The sequence below is a fragment of the Streptomyces ruber genome, from assembly GCF_014648075.1.
GTDB lineage: Bacteria > Actinomycetota > Actinomycetes > Streptomycetales > Streptomycetaceae > Streptomyces > Streptomyces ruber.
The window spans coordinates 127,870-147,149 of record NZ_BMQK01000003.1 but is presented as its reverse complement, the minus strand read 5'-3'; the positions used below and the strand labels follow the sequence as shown (position 1 = coordinate 147,149).

Annotated in this window: 20 protein-coding genes and 1 pseudogene; 9 read left to right on the top strand and 12 right to left on the bottom strand. The window is 73.8% G+C overall.

Going from position 1 to position 19,280, the window contains the following annotated elements; translation table 11 throughout:
* Window positions 1-7: 7 nt before the first annotated feature.
* Window positions 8-829, top strand: a complete 822-nt coding sequence (locus IEZ04_RS08830; protein WP_229820905.1) for a hypothetical protein — start codon at window positions 8-10, stop codon at window positions 827-829.
* Between the two features lie 18 nt (window positions 830-847).
* Here the strand turns inward: IEZ04_RS08830 and IEZ04_RS08825 are convergent, their stop codons facing one another.
* Window positions 848-2,131: a DUF6986 family protein gene (locus IEZ04_RS08825; RefSeq protein ID WP_189216169.1), complete on the bottom strand. Its 1,284-nt coding sequence runs from the start codon at window positions 2,129-2,131 to the stop codon at window positions 848-850.
* A gap of 204 nt (window positions 2,132-2,335) precedes the next feature.
* Between IEZ04_RS08825 and IEZ04_RS08820 the strand changes: the two genes are divergently transcribed.
* Window positions 2,336-3,244 (top strand): endonuclease/exonuclease/phosphatase family protein, encoded by a 909-nt coding sequence (locus IEZ04_RS08820; RefSeq protein WP_189216168.1) that lies wholly within the window; start codon window positions 2,336-2,338, stop codon window positions 3,242-3,244.
* A 74-nt stretch (window positions 3,245-3,318) separates the two neighbouring features.
* Here IEZ04_RS08820 and IEZ04_RS08815 read toward each other — a convergent pair whose 3' ends face one another.
* From IEZ04_RS08815 to IEZ04_RS08800, 5 genes and pseudogenes are all read right to left on the bottom strand, one after another.
* Window positions 3,319-4,281 carry an electron transfer flavoprotein subunit alpha/FixB family protein gene (locus IEZ04_RS08815; protein ID WP_189216167.1) on the bottom strand — a complete coding sequence of 321 codons (963 nt, stop codon included), beginning with the start codon at window positions 4,279-4,281 and terminating at the stop codon, window positions 3,319-3,321.
* 60 nt (window positions 4,282-4,341) lie between these two features.
* Window positions 4,342-5,127, bottom strand: coding sequence for an electron transfer flavoprotein subunit beta/FixA family protein (locus tag IEZ04_RS08810; protein WP_189216166.1), 786 nt, complete (start codon window positions 5,125-5,127; stop codon window positions 4,342-4,344).
* A gap of 219 nt (window positions 5,128-5,346) precedes the next feature.
* Window positions 5,347-5,862: a flavin reductase family protein gene (locus tag IEZ04_RS08805; protein WP_189216619.1), complete on the bottom strand. Its 516-nt coding sequence runs from the start codon at window positions 5,860-5,862 to the stop codon at window positions 5,347-5,349.
* 44 nt (window positions 5,863-5,906) lie between these two features.
* On the bottom strand, window positions 5,907-6,182 hold the full coding sequence (locus tag IEZ04_RS35935; RefSeq protein WP_373296276.1) for a putative leader peptide: 276 nt from the start codon (window positions 6,180-6,182) through the stop codon (window positions 5,907-5,909).
* Window positions 6,179-6,519 (bottom strand): annotated as a pseudogene (locus IEZ04_RS08800) (thioredoxin family protein). The gene IEZ04_RS35935 and the pseudogene IEZ04_RS08800 overlap by 4 nt, the downstream one beginning before the upstream one ends.
* 390 nt (window positions 6,520-6,909) lie before the next feature.
* Between IEZ04_RS08800 and IEZ04_RS08795 the strand changes: the two are divergent.
* Both IEZ04_RS08795 and IEZ04_RS08790 read left to right on the top strand, forming a co-directional pair.
* Window positions 6,910-7,638, top strand: coding sequence for a lysophospholipid acyltransferase family protein (locus tag IEZ04_RS08795; RefSeq protein ID WP_189216164.1), 729 nt, complete (start codon window positions 6,910-6,912; stop codon window positions 7,636-7,638).
* Between the two features lie 115 nt (window positions 7,639-7,753).
* On the top strand, window positions 7,754-8,746 hold the full coding sequence (locus IEZ04_RS08790) for a helix-turn-helix transcriptional regulator (protein ID WP_189216163.1): 993 nt from the start codon (window positions 7,754-7,756) through the stop codon (window positions 8,744-8,746).
* A 34-nt stretch (window positions 8,747-8,780) separates the two neighbouring features.
* Here the strand turns inward: IEZ04_RS08790 and IEZ04_RS08785 are convergent, their stop codons facing one another.
* The 3 genes from IEZ04_RS08785 to IEZ04_RS08775 form a co-directional block, all read right to left on the bottom strand.
* On the bottom strand, window positions 8,781-9,851 hold the full coding sequence (locus IEZ04_RS08785) for a threonine aldolase family protein (protein WP_189216162.1): 1,071 nt from the start codon (window positions 9,849-9,851) through the stop codon (window positions 8,781-8,783).
* Window positions 9,848-10,606, bottom strand: a complete 759-nt coding sequence (locus IEZ04_RS08780) for an SDR family NAD(P)-dependent oxidoreductase (protein ID WP_189216161.1) — start codon at window positions 10,604-10,606, stop codon at window positions 9,848-9,850. The genes IEZ04_RS08785 and IEZ04_RS08780 overlap by 4 nt, the downstream gene beginning before the upstream one ends.
* A gap of 62 nt (window positions 10,607-10,668) precedes the next feature.
* On the bottom strand, window positions 10,669-12,066 hold the full coding sequence (locus IEZ04_RS08775) for a DUF6421 family protein (protein WP_189216160.1): 1,398 nt from the start codon (window positions 12,064-12,066) through the stop codon (window positions 10,669-10,671).
* A gap of 411 nt (window positions 12,067-12,477) precedes the next feature.
* Here IEZ04_RS08775 and IEZ04_RS08770 point away from each other — a divergent pair, with 411 nt between their 5' ends.
* The gene (locus IEZ04_RS08770) at window positions 12,478-13,161 is read left to right on the top strand and encodes a glycerophosphodiester phosphodiesterase (RefSeq protein ID WP_189216159.1); all 684 of its coding nucleotides are present in this window, start codon (window positions 12,478-12,480) and stop codon (window positions 13,159-13,161) included.
* A 21-nt stretch (window positions 13,162-13,182) separates the two neighbouring features.
* Here the strand turns inward: IEZ04_RS08770 and IEZ04_RS08765 are convergent, their stop codons facing one another.
* A complete protein-coding gene (locus IEZ04_RS08765) occupies window positions 13,183-13,722 on the bottom strand; it encodes a GNAT family N-acetyltransferase (protein ID WP_189216158.1) in 540 nt (179 codons plus the stop codon).
* Window positions 13,723-13,866: 144 nt separating this feature from the next.
* Between IEZ04_RS08765 and IEZ04_RS08760 the strand changes: the two genes are divergently transcribed.
* Window positions 13,867-14,259 (top strand): VOC family protein, encoded by a 393-nt coding sequence (locus tag IEZ04_RS08760; protein WP_189216157.1) that lies wholly within the window; start codon window positions 13,867-13,869, stop codon window positions 14,257-14,259.
* Window positions 14,260-14,298: 39 nt separating this feature from the next.
* On the opposite strand, the gene IEZ04_RS08755 is transcribed toward IEZ04_RS08760, so the two are convergent.
* Both IEZ04_RS08755 and IEZ04_RS08750 read right to left on the bottom strand, forming a co-directional pair.
* Window positions 14,299-14,913, bottom strand: coding sequence for a MarR family winged helix-turn-helix transcriptional regulator (locus IEZ04_RS08755; protein ID WP_189216156.1), 615 nt, complete (start codon window positions 14,911-14,913; stop codon window positions 14,299-14,301).
* Window positions 14,910-16,541, bottom strand: a complete 1,632-nt coding sequence (locus IEZ04_RS08750) for an FUSC family protein (protein WP_189216155.1) — start codon at window positions 16,539-16,541, stop codon at window positions 14,910-14,912. The genes IEZ04_RS08755 and IEZ04_RS08750 overlap by 4 nt, the downstream gene beginning before the upstream one ends.
* A gap of 174 nt (window positions 16,542-16,715) precedes the next feature.
* Between IEZ04_RS08750 and IEZ04_RS08745 the strand changes: the two genes are divergently transcribed.
* From IEZ04_RS08745 to IEZ04_RS08735, 3 genes are all read left to right on the top strand, one after another.
* Window positions 16,716-17,297, top strand: a complete 582-nt coding sequence (locus IEZ04_RS08745; protein ID WP_189216154.1) for a DUF5134 domain-containing protein — start codon at window positions 16,716-16,718, stop codon at window positions 17,295-17,297.
* 138 nt (window positions 17,298-17,435) lie between these two features.
* Window positions 17,436-18,371 carry a M56 family metallopeptidase gene (locus IEZ04_RS08740; RefSeq protein WP_189216153.1) on the top strand — a complete coding sequence of 312 codons (936 nt, stop codon included), beginning with the start codon at window positions 17,436-17,438 and terminating at the stop codon, window positions 18,369-18,371.
* 194 nt (window positions 18,372-18,565) lie between these two features.
* On the top strand, window positions 18,566-19,249 hold the full coding sequence (locus tag IEZ04_RS08735; protein ID WP_189216152.1) for a phosphatase PAP2 family protein: 684 nt from the start codon (window positions 18,566-18,568) through the stop codon (window positions 19,247-19,249).
* The last annotated feature ends 31 nt before the right edge of the window (window positions 19,250-19,280 follow it).

The window sequence follows — 19,280 nt, the reverse complement described above, 5'->3', positions numbered from 1 at the left end:
GCCGCCGATGCGCGGACGCACTCTCGCGGAGCTCGGCCTCGCCGTGGCCCCGCGCGCGGAGCCGCTCACCTATCCGGGCGCCTGGCCCACGGAGTCCGGCCTGCTGTCCGGCGACCGGCTGCTGCCGCTGCCACCGGGCCGGCGGACGTACGAGGACCGCGTTCCCGTGCTCGCCGTGGGTTCCAACGCCTGCCCGGGCCAACTGCGCGACAAGCTGGACGAGTTCGGCATCCGCTCACCCGTGCCGATGGTCGCCGCGCGGGTCACCGGCGTCGACACCGGTGTGTCCGCCCATGTGAGCCTGATGGGCTACGTGTCCGCGGCGCCGTTCGCCTCCCCGGGGACCGTGCGGGAGCTGTTCGTGATCTGGCTCGACGCCGGGCAGCTCGCCGTCGTCGACGCCAGCGAGGGTGTCACGCGGTCGTCAGGGGCGTACGACCGCGCCTGGCTGCCCGGCGGGGCCGTACGGATCGAGACGGCGGCCGGGCCGCCCCTCCCCGGTGTCCACGCCTACGTCAACCGGCACGGCGTCCTCCACGACGGCACGCGCACGCCGCGCCGCCACCCGGGCGAGCGGCGGCTGCTGACCGAACTGCTCGCCGCGTCACCACGGCTGCGGGAGATGTTCGGGGAGACACCGGAGGAGTTCTCCGCCCGCGCCCGGTTCGACCGGGGCCTGTGCGACAAGGGCACGCGCGTCCTCGCCGAGGAGGACCTGGTGGTCGCCTCGGGACTGGAGCGTTACGTGCCGCCCTCCGGCGCGCGGTGGTACGGGGACGCGGGCGGTGCCGTGGGAGACGTGCGGGCGCGCCGGGGCGGTGGCGTCTGACCGCCCGTACCCGGACGTTCAGACCCCCGGGCGGGGCACCGCGAACCCCTCCAGGTCGGCCCGTGTCAGGCCCTCGGTCGCCGTCGCCACCTCGTCGGGGTCGAGCGCGCCGCAGTCCAGGCCGCGCAGCAGGTGTCCGGCGAGGGCCCGGGCCGTCGCGGGTTCGTCCAGCACGTCGCCGCCGGCCCGGTCCGCGTACCGGGCGAGGCGCGCGGCGGCCTGCTCGTACCCCTCGCGGTAGAAGGCGAACACGGCCGCGTACCGGGTCGGGAGGTGGCCGGGGTGCATGTCCCAGCCCTGGTAGTAGGCGCGGGCCAGGGCGCGGCGGGTGAGGCCGTAGTGCAGCCGCCACGCCTCGTGGACCCGTTCGGCGGGGCCGACCGGCAGGACGTTGGTGGAGCCGTCCGAGACGCGTACGCCCGTGCCCGCGGCGGCGACCTGCATGATCGCCTTGGCGTGGTCGGCGGCGGGGTGGTCGCTCGCCTGGTACGCGGCGGAGACGCCGAGACAGGCGCTGTAGTCGAAGGTGCCGTAGTGCAGTCCGGTGGCGCGGCCCCCGGCGGCCCGGATCATGCGAGCCACGGTCGCGGTGCCGTCGGCGGCGAGGATCGCCTGGCCGGTCTCGATCTGGATCTCGAAGCCGAGCCGGCCGGGTGCGAGGCCGTGCGCCGCCTCGAACGCCTCCAGCAGCCGGACCATCGCGGTGACCTGTTCGGCGTACGTCACCTTGGGCAGGGTGAGCACGAGTCCGCCGGGCAGTCCGCCGGCCTCCATCAGGCCGCTGAGGAAGACGTCGAGCGTGCGGATGCCCCGGTCGCGGACCGGCGCCTCCAGGCACTTCATACGGATGCCCGTGTACGGGGCCGCCGTGCCGGCGCGGTCGGCCTCGGCGATCAGCCGGGCGGCGCGGGCCGCGGCCTCGTCCTCCTCGGCGTCGGGGCGGTGGCCGTAGCCGTCCTCGAAGTCGACGCGCAGGTCTTCGACGGGCTCGCGCTCCAGCTTGGCGCGCACGCGCGCGTACACCGGCTCGGCGAGCTCGCCGGCCAGGCCGAGCACGGCGGCGAGGGAGGCGGCGTCCGGGGCGTGCTCGTCGAGGGCCGCGAGGGCCTGGTCGCCCCAGGAGCGGACGGTGCCGGCGGTGAAGGTGTCGCCCGGGACGTAGACGGTGTGGACGGGCTGACGGGTGGCCGGGTCTCCGGGATAGTGACGGAGCAGTTCCGCGTCCACCGGGGCGAGGAGAGCGCCGATCTCCTCGCCGACGGCGGCCGCGAGGCTGGTCGCCACCTGCTCACGCTGCCCCATCCCGCGCCCCTCCCGCTTCGCGCTTCGCGGAATCAACGATCCGTTGAACGGTGTCGCACGAAGCTATCCACCGCGTTCCCGCCGGTCAACACCGTCTCGCCTGCGGTCCACTTCCCCACCCCGGCATGTTCACGTCCAACGGGCAGCGTTCTCACCGAAGTACGCACGACTCGTCCGGAAACCCCCACCGCCGAAGGAGTCCCTGTGCCGAACCACAGTCGGATCACTCGCCGCACGGGCCTGAAGACCGCACTGGCCACCGCGGCCGCCCTGCCGCTGGCCGGTACCGCGCTGTCCGCCGCCCCCGCCGCCGCTGCCGCCGGCCCCCGGGGCGGCCGGCTGGAGGTGATGTCGTTCAACCTGCGCCTGGCGAGCACGGCCGAACCCAACAGCTGGATCGTCCGCCGACCGGTCATGCGCGAGCTGCTGCACCGTGAGAGCCCGCACGTCATCGGCACCCAGGAGGGCCTTTACCAGCAGGTGCGCGACATCGAGTCCGATCTCGGTCCGCACTGGGACTGGATCGGCACCGGACGCGCGGGCGGCAGCCGCGACGAGTTCATGGCGGTCTTCTACGACACCCGCCGGCTGGCTCCGCTGGAGTACGACCACTTCTGGCTCTCCGACACACCGAACGTGATCGGCTCCAACACCTGGGGCGCCGGTTACCTCCGCATGGTCACGTGGGTCCGGTTCCGCGATCTGCACGACGGCGGCCGGGAGTTCTACGTCCTGAACACCCACCTCGACAACGTCAGCCAGAACGCACGCGAGCGTGCCGCCGCGCTGATCGCCGAGAGGACCGCCGGGCTCGACCGTGCGCTGCCCCTGGTGGTGACCGGCGACTTCAACGTCCCCGCCCACGGAAACCCGGTGTACGACACGATGCTCGGCGCCGGCCTCACCGACACCTGGGACGAGGCCACCTGGCACAACACCCAGTACGCCACGTTCCACGGGTACAAGCCGCTGACGCGCGACGGCGACCGCATCGACTGGATCCTGGTCACGCCGGGTGTCACGGTGCACACGGCGTCGATCAACACCTTCTCCCGCGACGGGCAGTTCCCGAGCGACCACCTGCCGGTGCAGGCGTCGATCACCCTCGGCTGACACGGCCGGGGCCCCCGCGACCCGGCTGCGCGTGCGCGGGGATCGCGGGGGCCCCGGTGCGGCCCTCGGCGGGTTCAGCCCTTGCGGGCCTTGATCTCCTCGGTGAGCTGCGGGACGACCTCGAAGAGGTCGCCGACCACGCCGTAGTCGACCAGCTCGAAGATCGGGGCCTCGGCGTCCTTGTTGACCGCCACGATCGTCTTCGACGTCTGCATGCCGGCCCGGTGCTGGATCGCGCCCGAGATGCCGGAGGCGATGTACAGCTGCGGGGAGACGGACTTGCCGGTCTGGCCGACCTGGCTGGTGTGCGGGTACCAGCCCGCGTCCACCGCGGCGCGCGAGGCGCCGACGGCCGCGCCGAGGGAGTCGGCGAGGGCCTCGATGATCGCGAAGTTCTCGGCGCCGTTCACCCCGCGGCCGCCGGAGACCACGATCGCGGCCTCGGTCAGCTCCGGGCGGCCCGTGGACTCGCGCGGCGTGCGGCCGGTGACCCTGGTGCCGGTGGCCTGCTCGGAGAAGGTGACGGACAGGGCCTCGACCTCCCCCGCGGCCGGGGCGGGCTCCACGGCCGCGCTGTTGGGCTTGACCGTGATGACCGGGGTGCCCTTGGAGACACGGGACTTGGTGGTGTACGCGGCGGCGAACACCGACTGCGTGGCCACCGGCCCCTCGTCGCCGGCTTCGAGGTCGACCGCGTCGGTGATGACGCCGGAGCCGATGCGCAGCGCCAGGCGCGCGGCGATCTCCTTGCCGTCGGTGGAGGACGGCACCAGCACGGCGGCCGGGGAGACCTGCTCGCAGGCGGCCTGCAGGGCGTCGACCTTCGGGACGACCAGGTAGTCGGCGTACTCGGCGGCGTCGTGGGTGAGGACCTTCACCGCGCCGTGCTCGGCGAGCGCGGCGGCGGTGTCCCCGGCGCCCGCGCCGAGGGCGACGGCGACCGGCTCGCCGATGCGGCGGGCCAGGGTCAGCAGCTCCAGGGTGGGCTTGCGGACGGCACCGTCCACGTGGTCGACGTAGACGAGGACTTCAGCCATGGGACTTCTTCTCTCCTGCTTCCAGTGAAGTGTGCGGGGCGGGCGGCCGGACGGGCCGGTTCAGATGAACTTCTGGCCCGCCAGGAACTCCGCGAGCTGCTTGCCGCCCTCGCCCTCGTCCTTGACGATCGTGCCGGCGGTGCGCGCCGGGCGCTCGGTCGCGGATTCGACGACCGTGTAGGCACCCTCCAGGCCGACCTCGTCGGCGTCGAGGTCCAGGTCGGACAGGTCCCAGGACGTGACCGGCTTCTTCTTGGCGGCCATGATGCCCTTGAAGGACGGGTAACGCGCCTCACCGGACTGGTCGGTGACCGACACGACCGCCGGGAGGGACGCCTCCAGCTGCTCGGAGGCGGCGTCGCCGTCGCGACGGCCCTTCACCACGCCGTCCTCGACGGAGACCTCGGAGAGCAGGGTGACCTGCGGGACGCCCAGGCGCTCGGCGAGCAGCGCGGGCACCACGCCCATCACACCGTCGGTGGAGGCCATGCCGGAGATCACCAGGTCGTAGCCGGCCTTCTCGACCGCCTTGGCCAGCACCAGGGAGGTGCCGATGGCGTCGGTGCCGTGCAGGTCGTCGTCCTCGACGTGGATCGCCTTGTCGGCACCCATGGACAGCGCCTTGCGCAGCGCGTCCTTGGCGTCCTCCGGGCCGACGGTCAGCACGGTGATCTCCGCGTCGTCGGCCTCCTCCGCGATCTGCAGAGCCTGCTCGACCGCGTACTCGTCGAGCTCCGAGAGCAGACCGTCCACGTCGTCCCGGTCGACGGTCAGGTCATCGGCGAAGTGCCGGTCGCCAGTGGCGTCGGGCACGTACTTCACAGTGACAACGATCCTCAAGCTCACGCCGGCTCTCCTACTGCATCGTCATTTCGGGGCCGCCTTCCGGGCCGCCTTCCCTCCAGGCAGCATAGGCGCCTGAAGCAGCCGGTCACCGTCGGGGCGGGCCACGCTCCCGACCAAAATATTACTCGCCAGTACAGTCACTGGCTGCCCGCTGAGCAAGCGCTTTGAACTGTGACCTTGACAACGCTGCGTAATCGGTCGGCCGCCGCCCTGGCGCGGTCAGTCCCGCAGTCCGTGGTAGCGGCCCTGGTGGTACAGCAGCGGACGACCCGCGCCCGACGGGTCGCCGAGGACCACCTCGCCGATCACGATCCGGTGGTCCGCCGCCGGGACCCGTGCCACCACCCGGCAGACCAGCCAGGCGAGCACGCCGTCCAGCACCGGGACGTCCTCCGGACCGGCGCTCCACCGGGTGGGCGCCGCGAACCGGTCGGCGCCGCTGCGGGCGAAGGTGGCGGCCAGCTCCTGCTGGTCCTCGCCGAGTATGTGCACGCCGACATGACCGGCCCGGGAGACGGCCGGCCAGCTGGAGCTGCCGGTGCTGATGCCGAAGGAGAGCAGCGGGGGCTCGGCGGAGACGGAGCTGAGCGAGGTCGCGGTGAAGCCGGCGGGGCCGGACGGGCCGCGCGCCGTGATCACGGCGACTCCGGCCGCGTGCCGCCGGAAGACGGAACGCAGCAGGTCGGGGGAGGCGAGCCGGGGGTGGGAGGTATCGAAACCGGAGCCGGCCGTCATGACGATGCCCTTCTGCGGGAGGTGAGGCGGATTTCCGTGGTCGCTCAGCGGTCCGGACAGCACGCGCTCGCGGTGCGGGCGAGGTCCACGTGGACACGTTCGACGAGACGGAGTTCCCGGGGCACACGGTCAGGCTGACGATAAGTGAGGCATACAGTCAAGTGCGTCCCGGTATCCGGGAGGTACGCCACCGGTTGTGTCCCGCACGGGACCGGATGCCGTACGCGGCGGACCGGATGCCGCCCGGACGGGACCGGAGGACGCGCGCACCGCCGCCGGTGCCGCGCGCTCCGGGCCGTCCGGCCGGCCGGGGACGTCATGCGGGTCCGACCGCCTCGCCGAGGGCCGCGATCACATCGGCCCTGCGCGGCCGGCCCGCGGCCCGGCGCACGACGTGCCCGGCCGCGTCGAGGACGAGCACGGTCGGCGTGCGGTCGATCTCCAGTTCGCGCACCAGGGCGAGGTGCTGCTCGGCGTCGATCTCCACATGGGCGACCCCGGGAACCATCGCGGCGACATCGGTGAGCACCCGGCGGGTCGCCCGGCAGGGGGCGCAGAACGCGCTGGAGAACTGCACGAGCGTGGCCCGTTCCCCCAGGTCCGTGCCCAGCTCCGCCGCCCCGAGCCTGCTGTCCCCGTCGTACCCGCGCACCGCACCTCTCCGTTCCGCCGCCGGCCCGGCCGTCCCCTGACGTCCGCCGTCGCGGCCACCCTCACTCCCGGACCGTCCGGTCCGTCCGCTTCAGCGTCCTTCCGGCCGCGAAGATTCCCGGCCGGAACCCGGTCGGCGGACGACCCGGCGTTCCGGGGGCACGGACGGCGCCCGTCCGTCCAGCGACCGGCCGTACGCGCTGAGTAACGGCCACCCGCGCCGTCGGGGTCACGAGGGACGACGTGACGAGGATCTCGCCATATCGCGGCACCGGGGCTGGTTGCCCGTCCGTTTGATGGGGCACCATCTGCGCTATGCCGTAGACCTACGGCTGCGTAACTTTCCCGCCGGGAGTCCCCTTCCCTCCCCGGCAGAGAGAAGGGTCCACCTCGTCCATGGCTGAGCTTGTCTACCGTCCCGTCGTCGGTCTCGCCCACACGTTGTTCAAGGCCTGGGATCTGAAGATCGACTGCAAGGGCTGGGAGAACATCCCGCGTACGGGCGGCGCGGTGCTGGTGAGCAACCACATCAGCTACCTGGACTTCATCTTCAACGGCCTCGCCGCGCGTCCCCAGAAGCGGCTGGTGCGCTTCATGGCGAAGGAGTCGGTGTTCCGGCACAAGATCTCCGGGCCGCTGATGCGCAGCATGAAGCACATCCCCGTGGACCGTTCGCAGGGCGAGAAGGCGTACGCGCACGCCCTGGCCTCGCTGCGGTCCGGCGAGATCGTGGGGATATTCCCGGAGGCCACGATCTCGCGGTCGTTCACGCTGAAGACCTTCAAGTCGGGCGCCGCCCGCCTGGCCCAGGAGGCGGGCGTACCGCTGGTGCCGATGGCGGTGTGGGGTACGCAGCGGCTGTGGACCAAGGGGCACCCGCGCAACTTCAAGCGCAGCCACATCCCGGTCACCATACGGGTCGGCGAGGCGATCCAGGCGCCCAAGGACAAGTACGCGGGTGCGATCACCCGCCATCTGCGCGACCGCGTCCAGGAGCTGCTGGAGGCCGCGCAGCGCGCCTACCCCGTCCGCCCCACGGGCCCCCAGGACACCTGGTGGGTTCCGGCGCACCTGGGCGGCACGGCTCCCACGCCGGAAGAGGTGCGCGCGGCCGAGGCCCGCTGACGGCGCACCGGCCGCTCAGCCGCCCGGCCACGGCGGTGCGGCCGGCCCGCGGGAGCCGGACGAGGCTCGGAGAAGCGGTCGGTTCGTGACCGCTTCCCGGGCCAGTATGGGGGGCATGCAGAAGACCTCCGCGCGACTGCTGTCGCTGCTCTCGCTGCTCCAGGCGCGCCGGGACTGGCCGGGGGCGCTGCTCGCGGAGCGGCTGGACGTCAGCGCGCGCACCGTGCGCCGCGACGTCGACCGGCTGCGTGAGCTGGGCTACCCCATCGAGGCGGTCAGGGGTCCCGACGGCGGGTACCGGCTCGGCGCGGGTACCCGGCTGCCTCCGCTGCTGTTCGACGACGAGCAGGCCGTCGCCCTCGCCGTGGCGCTCCGGATCGCCACCGCCTCCGGTGCCGGCGTCGAGGAGGCCGCGGCACGCGCGCTGCACACCGTGCGGCAGGTCATGCCCGCCCGGCTGCGCCACCGGATCGACACCCTGCAGGTCACCGCCGTCGAGCGGCTCTCGGTCGGGCCGCGTCCGCGGGTCGGCAGCGGCGTGCTCGTGGCGCTCGGTGACGCCGTGCACGCCCGTGAGGTGCTCCGCTTCGACTACGCCCGGGCCACCGCCCCGGACGCCGCCCGGGACACCGGGACGCCGCCGCGCCGGGTGGAGCCGCACCACCTCGTCACCTGGGACGGGCGCTGGTACCTCGTCGCCTGGGACCTCGACCGCGAGGACTGGCGCACCTTCCGCGCGGACCGCATCACCCCGCGCACTCCCACGGGGCCCCGCTTCACCCCGCGCGAGGTGCCCGGGGGCGAGGTGGCCGCGTTCGTCGCGGGCAGGTTCCAGGGCACCGACGGCCCGGGCGGGCGGCCCTGCCGCGGCGAGGTGATCCTCGGCCTGCCCGCCGCGGTCGTGTCCCGGTACACCCATGACGGGGTCGTCGAGGAACTCGGCCCGGACCGCTGCCGGCTCGTACTGGGCTCCTGGTCGTGGACCGGCCTCGCCGCCGCCGTCGGCGGGTTCGACGCCGACATCGAGGTCGTCGGGCCGCCCGAACTCAAGGAGGCCTTCGCCCGCCTGGCCCGCCGCTACGCCGACGCCGCGGCCGGAGCGCCCTGACAGGGCCGCCGAGGTGCCCTGCACCTGCGGGGCGTCAGCGCGCCGTCTCCTCCTTCAGCGCCGTCAGGAAGCCGTCCACGTCCTCCTCGGTCGTGTCGAAGGAGCACACCCAGCGGACGTGCCCGGCGGCCTCGTCCCAGAAGTAGAAGCGGTACCGCTTCCGCAGCCGCTCCGCCACGTCGTGCGGCAGGCGGGCGAACACCGCGTTGGCCCGGACCGGGTACAGGATCTCCACGCCGGGCACGGTGCGCACGCCCTCGGCCAGCCGCCGGGCCATCTCGTTGGCGTGGCGGGCGTTGCGCAGCCACAGGTCCTTGGCGAACAGCGCCTCCAGCTGCACCGACACGAAGCGCATCTTGGAGGCGAGCTGCATGGACAGCTTGCGCAGGTGGTTCATCCGGCGCACCGCGTCCTGATTGATCACGACGACCGCCTCGCCGAACAGCGCGCCGTTCTTCGTCCCGCCGAGGGAGAGGATGTCGACGCCGGCCGCGTTGGTGAACGTCCGCATGGGCACGTCCAGGGAGGCGGCCGCGTTGGCCAGCCGGGAGCCGTCCACGTGCACCTTCATGCCGTGCGCGTGGGCGTGCTCGCAGATCGCCCGTATCTCGTCCGGCGTGTAGAGGGTGCCCAGCTCGGTGGACTGGGTGAGCGAGACGACCTGCGGCATCGCACGGTGCTCGTCCTCGAAACCCCAGGCCTGACGGTCGATCAGCTCCGGGGTGAGCTTGCCGTCGGGGGTGGGCACCGTCAGCAGCTTCAGGCCGCCCATGCGCTCCGGGGCGCCGCCCTCGTCCACGTTGATGTGCGCGCTCTCGGCGCAGATCACGGCGCCCCAGCGGTCGGTCACGGCCTGGAGCGCGAGGACGTTGGCGCCGGTGCCGTTGAACACGGGGTACGCCTCGGCCGTGGCGCCGAAGTGGCTGCGGAGGACCCGCTGGAGATTCTCCGTGTAGACGTCGCCGCCGTACGCCACCTCGTGCCCGCCGTTGGCCAGGGACAGGGCGGCGAGCACCTCGGGGTGGGCGCCGGCGTAGTTGTCGCTGGCGAACCCGCGGACGTCCGGGTCGTGACGGCGGCGCGCGTCGGTCTTCGGGGGGTTCACGGCTTCTCGGTCAGCCACAGGCGCATCCCGTTCACTTCGGCGGCGGGCCGCTCCCAGACGCCGGCGACCGCCTCGGCGAGGTCGCCCACGTCCGTGAAGCCCGCGAACTTCGCGTCGGGGCGCTCGGCGCGCATGGCCTCGTGCACCAACGCCTTCACCACCATGATCGCAGCCGCCGCCACCGGTCCCTGATCGCCCCCCGCCCTGCGGAAGCCGTCCGCCATCGCGAGCGTCCACGCCTCGGCGGCGGCCTTCGCGGCGGCGTACGCGGCGTTGCCCGCGGTGGGCCTGCTCGCGCCCGCGGCGCTGACCAGCACGTACCGGCCGCGGTCGCTGCGCGACAGGGCGTCGTGGAAGGCGAGCGAGGTGTGCTGCACGGTGCGGACGAGCAGCTTCTCCAGCAGGTCCCAGTCGGCGAGGTCGGTCTCCGCGAAGGTCGCGCTGCCGCGCCAGCCGCCGACGAGGTGGACGAGACCGTCCACCCGCCCGAAGTCCTTCTCGATGCGGGTGGCCCAGTCACGGGCCGCCCGGAGGTCGAGCAGGTCGACGGTGTCGCCCACGACGGTGGCGCCGCCGTGCGCGTAGCGTGCCGCGTCCACGGCCTCGGCCAGCCGCTCGGGGTCGCTGTCCGAGCCGACGACGGTCGCCCCCGCCTCGGCGAGCCGCAGCAGCGCCGCGCGGCCGGCGGGACCGCCGGCGCCGGCGACCGCGACGACGGCACCGCTCAGTGCCCCGTTGCCGTTTCCGTTCCCCATGTGTGTCTCCTGAGCAGTACGAGCGGTTCCGGCCGTCCGGGTGGTTCCGGCGCGGGCGGCGCTCACGCGGCCGTCCGCGCCGCGGTGTCCGCGACGATGCCCTTGGTCGCGGCGATGACGTGCTTGAGCTTCTTGGCCAGCGCCTCGTAGAACATGCTCAGCGGGAACTCGTCCGGGAGCACGTCGTCGACGAGCTTACGCGGCGGCAGCGACAGATCCAGGGCGTCGGGGCCCTTGGCCCACTTGGAGCCGGGGTGCGGGGCGAGGTAGGTGGAGACCAGCTCGTACCCGGCGAACCAGTGGACGAGTTTCGGCCGGTCGATGCCGTCGCGGTAGAGCTTCTCGATCTCGGCGCACAGCTGGTTGGTGACCTGCGGGGCGCGCTCCCAGTCGACGGAGAGCCTGTTGTCGGTCCAGCGCACGACGTCGTGCCGGTGCAGGTAGGCGAAGAGGAGCTGGCCGCCGAGACCGTCGTAGTTGCGGACGCGCGCACCGGTGACCGGGAAGCGGAACATCCGGTCGAACAGCATCGCGTACTGCACGTCGCGGCCCTGCGGGACGCCGTCGTCCGCCAGCTTCACCGCCTCCCTGAAGGCGGTGAGGTCGCAGCGCAGCTCCTCCAGGCCGTACATCCAGAACGGCTGCCGCTGCTTGATCATGAACGGATCGAAGGGCAGGTCGCCATGGCTGTGGGTGCGGTCGTGGATCATGTCCCACAGGACGAAGGCCTGCTGGCAGCGGTCCTGGTCGGCGATCAGCTCGCGGACGTCGTCGGGCAGTTCCAGACCGAGCACGTCCACGGCGGCCTCGGTGACCCGGCGGAACCGGGCGGCCTCGCGGTCGCAGAAGATGCCGCCCCAGGTGAAGCGCTCGGGGGCCTCGCGCACGGCGATGGTCTCGGGGAAGAGGACGGCCGAGTTCGTGTCGTAACCGGCGGTGAAGTCCTCGAACGTGATGCCGCAGAACAGGGGGTTGTCGTAGCGGGTGCGCTCCAGTTCGGCGAGCCAGTCCGGCCAGACCATCCTGAGGACGACCGCTTCGAGATTGCGGTCCGGGTTGCCGTTCTGCGTGTACATCGGGAAGACCACGAGGTGCTGCAGCCCGTCCCTGCGGTCGGCCGCCGGCTGGAACGCCAGCAGGGAGTCGAGGAAGTCGGGCACCCCGAAGCCGCCGTCGGCCCAGCGCCGCAGGTCCCGCACCAGCGCCCGGTGGTACGCGGCGTCGTGCGGCAGCAGCGGCGAGAGCTCCTCCACCGCCCGGACGACACGGTCCACGGCCGACTCGGCGTCCGCGCGGGCCGGGGCGCCCTCGGCGTCGAGGTCGAGGGAACCGTCCTTGGACTGCCATGGCCGGATCTGCTCCACGGCATCCTTGAGCACGGGCCAGGCCGGGTGATCGATCACCCTGGCCACGGGAGGAACCTGCTCCTCCGAACCCACTCGCACAAGAATTTCCGTCATGACCCACCCTCCACGGGAGAACTTGCGTCCCCTCACCGTAAGGAAGCCAGAACGCCCTCCGCAAGGCCGACCACCGGAAGTTGTAGCGCTCACTCATATGTTCGCCGCAGATTCTCCTGTTTCGCCGCCTGCCGGACACAAGGTCGCCGGAAAGCCGACTCAAGGGCGTCGGCTCGTCGCCACCCGGTCCCGCGACGGTCAACCCGCCACGGGACGCGCCCACCGGAGGGTGACCGCGTTCCCGCCTGCCGCCGCGGCGGTCTCCCCGCACCGGTTGCCGTACGGCTCGTACACGCCCACGCGGGATCGGCTGCATCACCGGCCCGTGGGACTACGCTGCGGCCTTGCCGCGTGGAGCCGCCTCCTCCGCCCACGCGGACCGAGCCGCCGTCGACGGAAGCGAGTGTCGCCTTGAACTTCCTCACCATCGGTCACCGCGGGGTGATGGGCGTCGAGCCCGAGAACACCCTCCGCTCCTTCGTCGCCGCGCAAGCCGCGGGTCTCGACGTCATCGAACTCGACCTGCACCTCAGCAAGGACGGCGCGCTCGTCGTCATGCACGACGCCGACGTGGACCGTACGACCGACGGCAGCGGCCCGATCGCCGAGAAGACCCTCGCCGAGCTGCGCACCCTCGACGCGGGCCGTGGTGAGCGCGTCCCGACGTTCGAGGAGGCCGTGGACGCGGTGAGCGCCCCGCTGCAGGCGGAGATCAAGAACGTGGCGGCGGCGCGGGCGCTCGCCGAGGTGATGCACCGGAGGGACCTGGTCGCCCGGGTGGAGGTGCTGTCCTTCCACGACGAGGCGCTGGCGGAGATCGCCCGGCTCGTCCCCGGGGTGCGTACCGCGCTGGTGGCCAGCCGCTACGGCACCGATGTGGTGGAGCGCGCCACGGCGGTCGGGGCCGGGGCGCTGGTGCTGAACATCCGGCGGCTGACGCTGGAGATCGTCGAACGGGCCCGCAAGGCGGACCTGCGGATCATCGGCTGGGTGGTGAACACCCAGGACCATCTGCGCCTGGTGCGCGCGCTGGGGCTCGACGGCGCGACGACCGACTATCCGGAGATCAAGCGCACGGGCCGCTTCACCGCGTGACGGCGCCGCGGCCGGGCCGGCTCAGACCAGCTCCTTGACCAGCAGCTCGAACCGCAGGTCCGGCCGCTGCGGAACACCGAACCGCTCGTCGCCGTACGGGAAGGGGCTCGTCCGTCCCGTACGGCGGTAGCCGCGCCGCTCGTACCAGGCGATGAGGTCCTGGCGGGCGGTGATCACGGTCATGTGCATCTCCGCGGCGCCCCAGTCCGCGCGCGCCTCCCGCTCGGCCCGGGCCAGGACGGCCTTGCCGAGTCCGGCGCCCTGCAGGGCGGGGCTGACCGCGAACATCCCGAAGTAGGCGTGCCCGTCGCGCCGCTCGAGCTGGCAGCAGGCGACGACGGCGCCGTCGCGCTCCACGGTGAGCAGCCGGCTGCCGGGCGCCCCGATGACCTCCAGCACGCTCTCCCGGTCGGTGCGCTGCCCGTGCAGGATGTCCGCCTCGGTGGTCCACCCGGCCCGGCTGGACTCCCCGCGGTACGCCGACTCGACGAGCGCGACGAGGGCGTCCGCGTCGGCCTCGGTGGCATCACGGAAGGTGAGGTCGGGGATCGCGGTGTCCATGGGGTACTCCTGTCGCGTGACGCGTCTCGTGCAGCGCCGAGCCTAGTCCCCCGCGCGGCGGGCCCGGCCGGCGGAGCCGGGACACCTGGACGGCCTCCCGGGAACGGCCTGCCGCGGCACAGCGGAGCGCCTAGGCTCCGCCACATGATCCACGTACTGAGCAGCCGTACCCTCCTGCGCCCCACGGACCCCGAGCGTTCCCGCGCCTTCTACGGCGAGCAGCTCGGACTCCCCGTCTACCGGGAGTTCGGCACGGGCCCCGAACGCGGCACGGTCTACTTCCTCGGCGGCGGCTTCCTGGAGGTCTCGGGCCGCGCGGACGCCCCCGCCTCCCCCACGCTGAGACTGTGGCTCCAGGTGGCGGACGTGAGGGCGGCGCACGCGGAACTGGCGGCCGCCGGGGTCGAGGTGCGCCGGCCCCCGGTGCGGGAGCCGTGGGGACTGATCGAGATGTGGATCGCCGACCCGGACGGCACGGAGATCGTGCTGGTGGAGGTGCCCGCCGACCATCCGCTGCGGTACCGGCCGGGGACCTGAACGCCCCCGGAACGATTCTTCACGGGCGTTCAGGACTGTTCAGAGGTGTGAGGAGCCCAGCCGGCCCTCCAGCTGGATCAGCAGTCCGCCCAGCAGTGCGGCCAGGGCACGCTGTCCCTCGGCGTCCAGCCCGGACAGCACGGCCGACTCGTACCCGAGCTGCTCGGGGATGATCGTGTCGACGAGCTCGCGTCCCGCGTCGGTCAGCCGGACGTGGGCCACGCGCCGGTCGCGGTCGTCGCCGCGCCGTTCGACCAGGCCGCGCTCGGTGAGCTGCTTGAGGCGCTTGGTGACGGCGGCGCCCGAGGAGAAGGTCTCGCGGGCGATCTCGCTGGGGGTCAGTTCGTGCCCGGTGCGGCGCAGGGTGCCCAGGACGTCGAACTCGGGCCGGGTGAGCCCGGCGCGGCGCAGCGGGGCGTCCTCGGCCTGCTGGAGGAGGGCGGCGCAGCGGTTCACCCGGCCGATGATCTCCATGGGGCCGGTGTCCAGCTCCGGGTGGACGACCCGCCACTGGCGCACCACCTTGGCCACCGTGTCGCCGCCGTCCACCGGCGGTGGCGGGCCGACGGGCACGCCGTCCGGGCTGCCCGTCCCCGTGACCGTCCGTCCGACCGCGCCGTCCGTCGCACCCGCTCCCCCGCTGCCAGCCGTCATGCCCCTGCACCCTCCGCAGTGTGCTGTGTCCGCTGCCGTACCGTCGCCGCGAGCGTACGATGCCCGGCCTGTTCGGCGCTCACCACCCGCTCCTCGGGCAGGGCGCGCTGCCACCATTCGCCGGCCGCGGCGTCGGCGGTGGCGCGCAGGTCGACCAGCGCGGCGGCGAGGTGACGGCGGGCGGCCTCGACCGCGCCGGGAGCGGCGGAGGGGGCGGCGAGCGTCCGGACCGCGTGCTCACGGGCGCTCTCCACGGCGGCGACGGCCCGTTCGAGGCGGTCGCCCGCCCGGCGGTTGGTGACGGCTATCGCCGCGAGGAAGCCGACGACCGCGCCGACGAGGGTGTCCAGGATCCGGTCGGTCATCAGCTCACCGGTGCGCTCGACGTGCGCGAACTCCGTGATGAGCAGGGCCATCGGGGTCACGCAGACGCTGCCGAGCCAGTAGTTGCGGCTGATCAGGGCCTCGGCGCCGAAGTTGAAGGCGAGGCAGCACAGGACGAGGGCGAGCGGGTGGAGGTGGGCGAGCGGGGCGACGGCGGCGAAGACCAGGACGCCGACCAGGTTGCCGACGACGCGCTGCACGGCCCGGTTCCAGGTCAGGGTGATGTTGACCTGGTACAGCGCGGCCGCGGTGACCAGGGCCCAGTACGGGCGGCCGACGCCGATCGCGAGGGAGGCGTATCCGGCGAGGGCGCAGCCGACGGCGGTGCGCACGGCGATGGGGGCGAGCGGGCCGAGTCCGCGCCACCACGGCGGCGTGGGCGTCGCCCGCTCGATCTCGGCGCCGAGCACCTCGCCCGCGGCCGCGCCCAGGTCGCCCGCGCGCGGGACGGCGCCGGTGCCGCGCAGGGCGCGGGCGAGGCGGCGCAGCTCCTCCGGGTCGGTGTCGGCGGGCGCGGCGAGGGCGATCTCGGCGCGCACCACGAGCCGCTCCAGCGCCTGCCGGGCGGCCGGCCGGGCGCCGCTCGCGAGCAGCGTCTGCCAGGCGGCGTGGACGGCGGCCGCGGCGCGGGCCCGCGCCGCCGGGTCCCCGGTGCCGGCGTGGGCGGCCGCCGCGTGCAGGGCGCCCGCGACGGCCCGGCGTTCCGGTCCGTGCGGGCGCGGGAGGGCGGGGGCCATGCCCACGATCCAGGCCCAGGCGCCCGCGGCGGCGGCGAGCGCGAGGTGACCCGGCACCTGGGCGAGGGTCTGGGGTACGAAGAGTGCCGCCGACATGACGAACGCGAAGATCACGTTGCCGGGCGGGCCCAGGCGGGTCGCGTCGCACACCGCCTTCTGCGCGGCGGCGAGCAGCGCGCCGACGGTCACCAGCACGACCGCGTTCGAGGTCAGCGAGGCCGTGACGAGAGCGCCGGCGAGGGAGCCGAGCATCCCCAGGACGACCAGGGCGAGCACGCGCGCGCGGGTGGCGTACGGGCGGTTGTGGGCGTAGAGCGCGCAGAGCGATCCGGCCATCGTGTACATGGCGAGGTCGAGGCGGTCGAGCGCCACCAGCGTCAGGTTCGGCGGCGCGACGGCGACGACGACGCTCAGGGCGGGCTTGAACCAGATGTCCGAGGGGCGGCCGAGGCGGAGGGCACCGAGGACCGGAAGGGGGCGCACGGACGGCGAACCGTTACTGCTCATAAGTCGATTTTAACAGGTGTTTCACAAGTAAAACACTTCGCGCGCGCTCCTGAGCACCCCTTCGCGCCAGCATGCGCGCCCGCCGGGAGGGGGCATGTCCCGACAGACGGCGCGTGACGACCGTCGGACGTCGCCGGACCGCCGGCCGTCCGGCGGCGAGCGGGGAGGTGCGCGATGCATGGACCGGCTGCACCCGGCTGGCTGCTGGTGGCGGTGTGCGCGGCGACGGGCGCCTACTGCCTGCTGCGGATGCGCAGCCCCGTCGAGGAGCAGCGCCGGGCCGCGGGCGGGGAGGCGCTGATGGGCTTCGGCATGGCGGCGATGGCCGTGCCCGCCGCCGTGTCGGCGCCGCCGCGCTGGGCCTGGCTGGCCTGCGCCGCCGTCTTCGGCACGGCCGCCCTGCGCGCCCTGTGGGCGGCCCGGACCCGCCCGCGTCACCTGCACCACGCGATGGGCTCGCTGGCGATGGCCTACATGGCCGCCGTCATGGCCGCCGCTCCCGGCTCCCACGGCGGCGGGCACGAGGGCTCCGGGCAGACGGACGTGCCGTGGGTGACCGGTGCGCTGCTGCTCTACTTCGCCGGGTACGTCCTGTGGACCGGTGTCCGGCTGATGCCCGTGGGGGCCGCGGCCGGGGACCCCGCGCGCACGGCGGCCGCGGGGGACGGCACCGGCTGGGGCGACCGGCCGGAAGTCGCGCGCGCGTGCAGGCTGTCGATGGGCATCGCGATGCTCGTCATGCTGCCGGCGCTCTGAGCCGCGCGGTCGGACGGCACGGACGGGAGACGCGGGCCCCGCGCGCCGGCACCCCTCCGCGCTGTACGAAACCGTGGTCTGCGTCACTTTCCGCCCGGCCCCGTGCCCCGCGCGCCGCACCCCTCATAGGCTGCCCGCATGATGGTCCCCGCGGCACTGTTGCTGCTCGGCGCCCTGACCGCCGTCGTCGCCCCGCGGCTGCTCGCCCGCGCCGACTGGCCGGACCGTGAACCCGTGGTCGCGCTGTGGACCTGGCAGTGCGTGGTGGTCGCCGTCCTGCTGTGCTGTGCGCTGTCGATGACGCTGAGCGCGGCCGCCGCCTGGGCCGCCGTGCGGGGGCATGTGTTCGCGCCCGCGCCCCACGGGGTGGTGGAGGCCTACGCGTTGAGCACCGGCCGTACGTGGGCCGCGACGACCGCCGTGGCCCTTGCCTGCGGCGGCGCCTGGACCGCGGCGATGCTGGCCCGCGAGGTCGTCCGCACGCGGCGGCGCCGCCGCCGACGGCGGGCCGAACTCCTCGTACGCGCCCCGCTGCTGCCCGGGGAGACGCCGGGACCCGACCGTCTGGTCGTCCTGGAGGGCGACCGTCCGGACGCCTGGTGGCTGCCCGGCGCGCAGCCCCGGCTCGTCGTCACCACGGCGGCGTTGCGGCGCCTGAAGGGCCGGCAGCTGGACGCCCTGCTCGCGCACGAGCAGGGTCACGCCAGGGCGCGGCACGACTGGCTGCTGCACTGCTCGTCCGCCCTCGCGGACGGCTTCCCGCAGGTGCCGGTGTTCGCGGCGTTCCGCGACGAGATGCACCGTCTGGTGGAGCTGGCCGCCGACGACATGGCGTCCCGGCGCTTCGGCCGGCTCACCACCGCCCTCGCCCTGGTCGAACTCAACGAGGACCGCGGGGTGTTCGGTCCCTGCCCGGCGCCGCAGGCCCATGTCCCGCAGCGCGTCGACCGCCTCCTGACCCCGCCGGACCGGCTCCCGGCGGTCCGCCGGCTGCGGCTGACGGCGGCCGCGGCCCTGGTCCCGGTGGTCCCGGTGCTGGTGGCGTTCGTGCCGGGGCTGCGGGCGCTCGGTTAGAGCGGCCGCCCCGCGCGGGACCGGTCCGGGGCGGCACGTCGTGCGGCACTCGACCGGGACGCGCCGGGCGGAACACGCCGGCGGTCATCTCCTCACAACTGTTGGCGTCCCCCGCCGGGTTCCGGCCGCGAGGTGAAGACTTTCTCACGCCGCGGAGTTGGCCTGCGGCCCGGGAAGTCGGTGAGGATCACCGTATGCACTCGCCGCCTCTCGACTCCTCGCCGAGGCCGCCCGGCCCGCGCGCGGCCGTACGCGCCGCCGTCGTCCTCGCCGTGCCCTCCGTCCTGCTGTTGCTGCTGGTGGCCGCCTCCTGGCAGCCGCTGATGTCGCTCGACGGGGACATCGCCCGCACGACGCATCGCTGGGCGGTCGACGAGCCCGGCGTCACCCGGGCCGCCCGCGTCCTCACGGACTGGGTGTGGGACCCCAACACCATGCGGGTGCTGGGTGCGGTCGCCGTCGTCTGGCTGCTGTGGAGACACGGGCAGCGGCTGCTCGCCGCGTGGCTGGTGGTCGCGGGCGCGTCGGGCACGGTGGTGCAGCAGGGGCTGAAGGCCGCGGTCGGCCGGGAGCGGCCCGTGTGGCCCGATCCCGTGGACTCCGCCCACTACGCGGCCTTTCCCTCGGGGCACGCTATGACGGCCACGGTGGTGTGCGGTCTGCTGCTGTGGCTGCTGCGGCTGTACGGCGCCGGGCGCCTCCTGTGGCTCGCGTCGCTCGCCGTGGCGGTGGTCTCCGTGGCCGGGGTCGGTCTGACCCGCGTCTGGCTCGGTGTGCACTGGCCCACGGACGTGCTGGGCGGCTGGCTGCTGGGCGCCCTGACGGTGGCGCTGGCCGTGGCGTCGTACGAGAGGTGGGGAGGCGCGCGGCGCGGGTGACCCGTGCGGCGGGTCCACCGCCCGCGGCGAG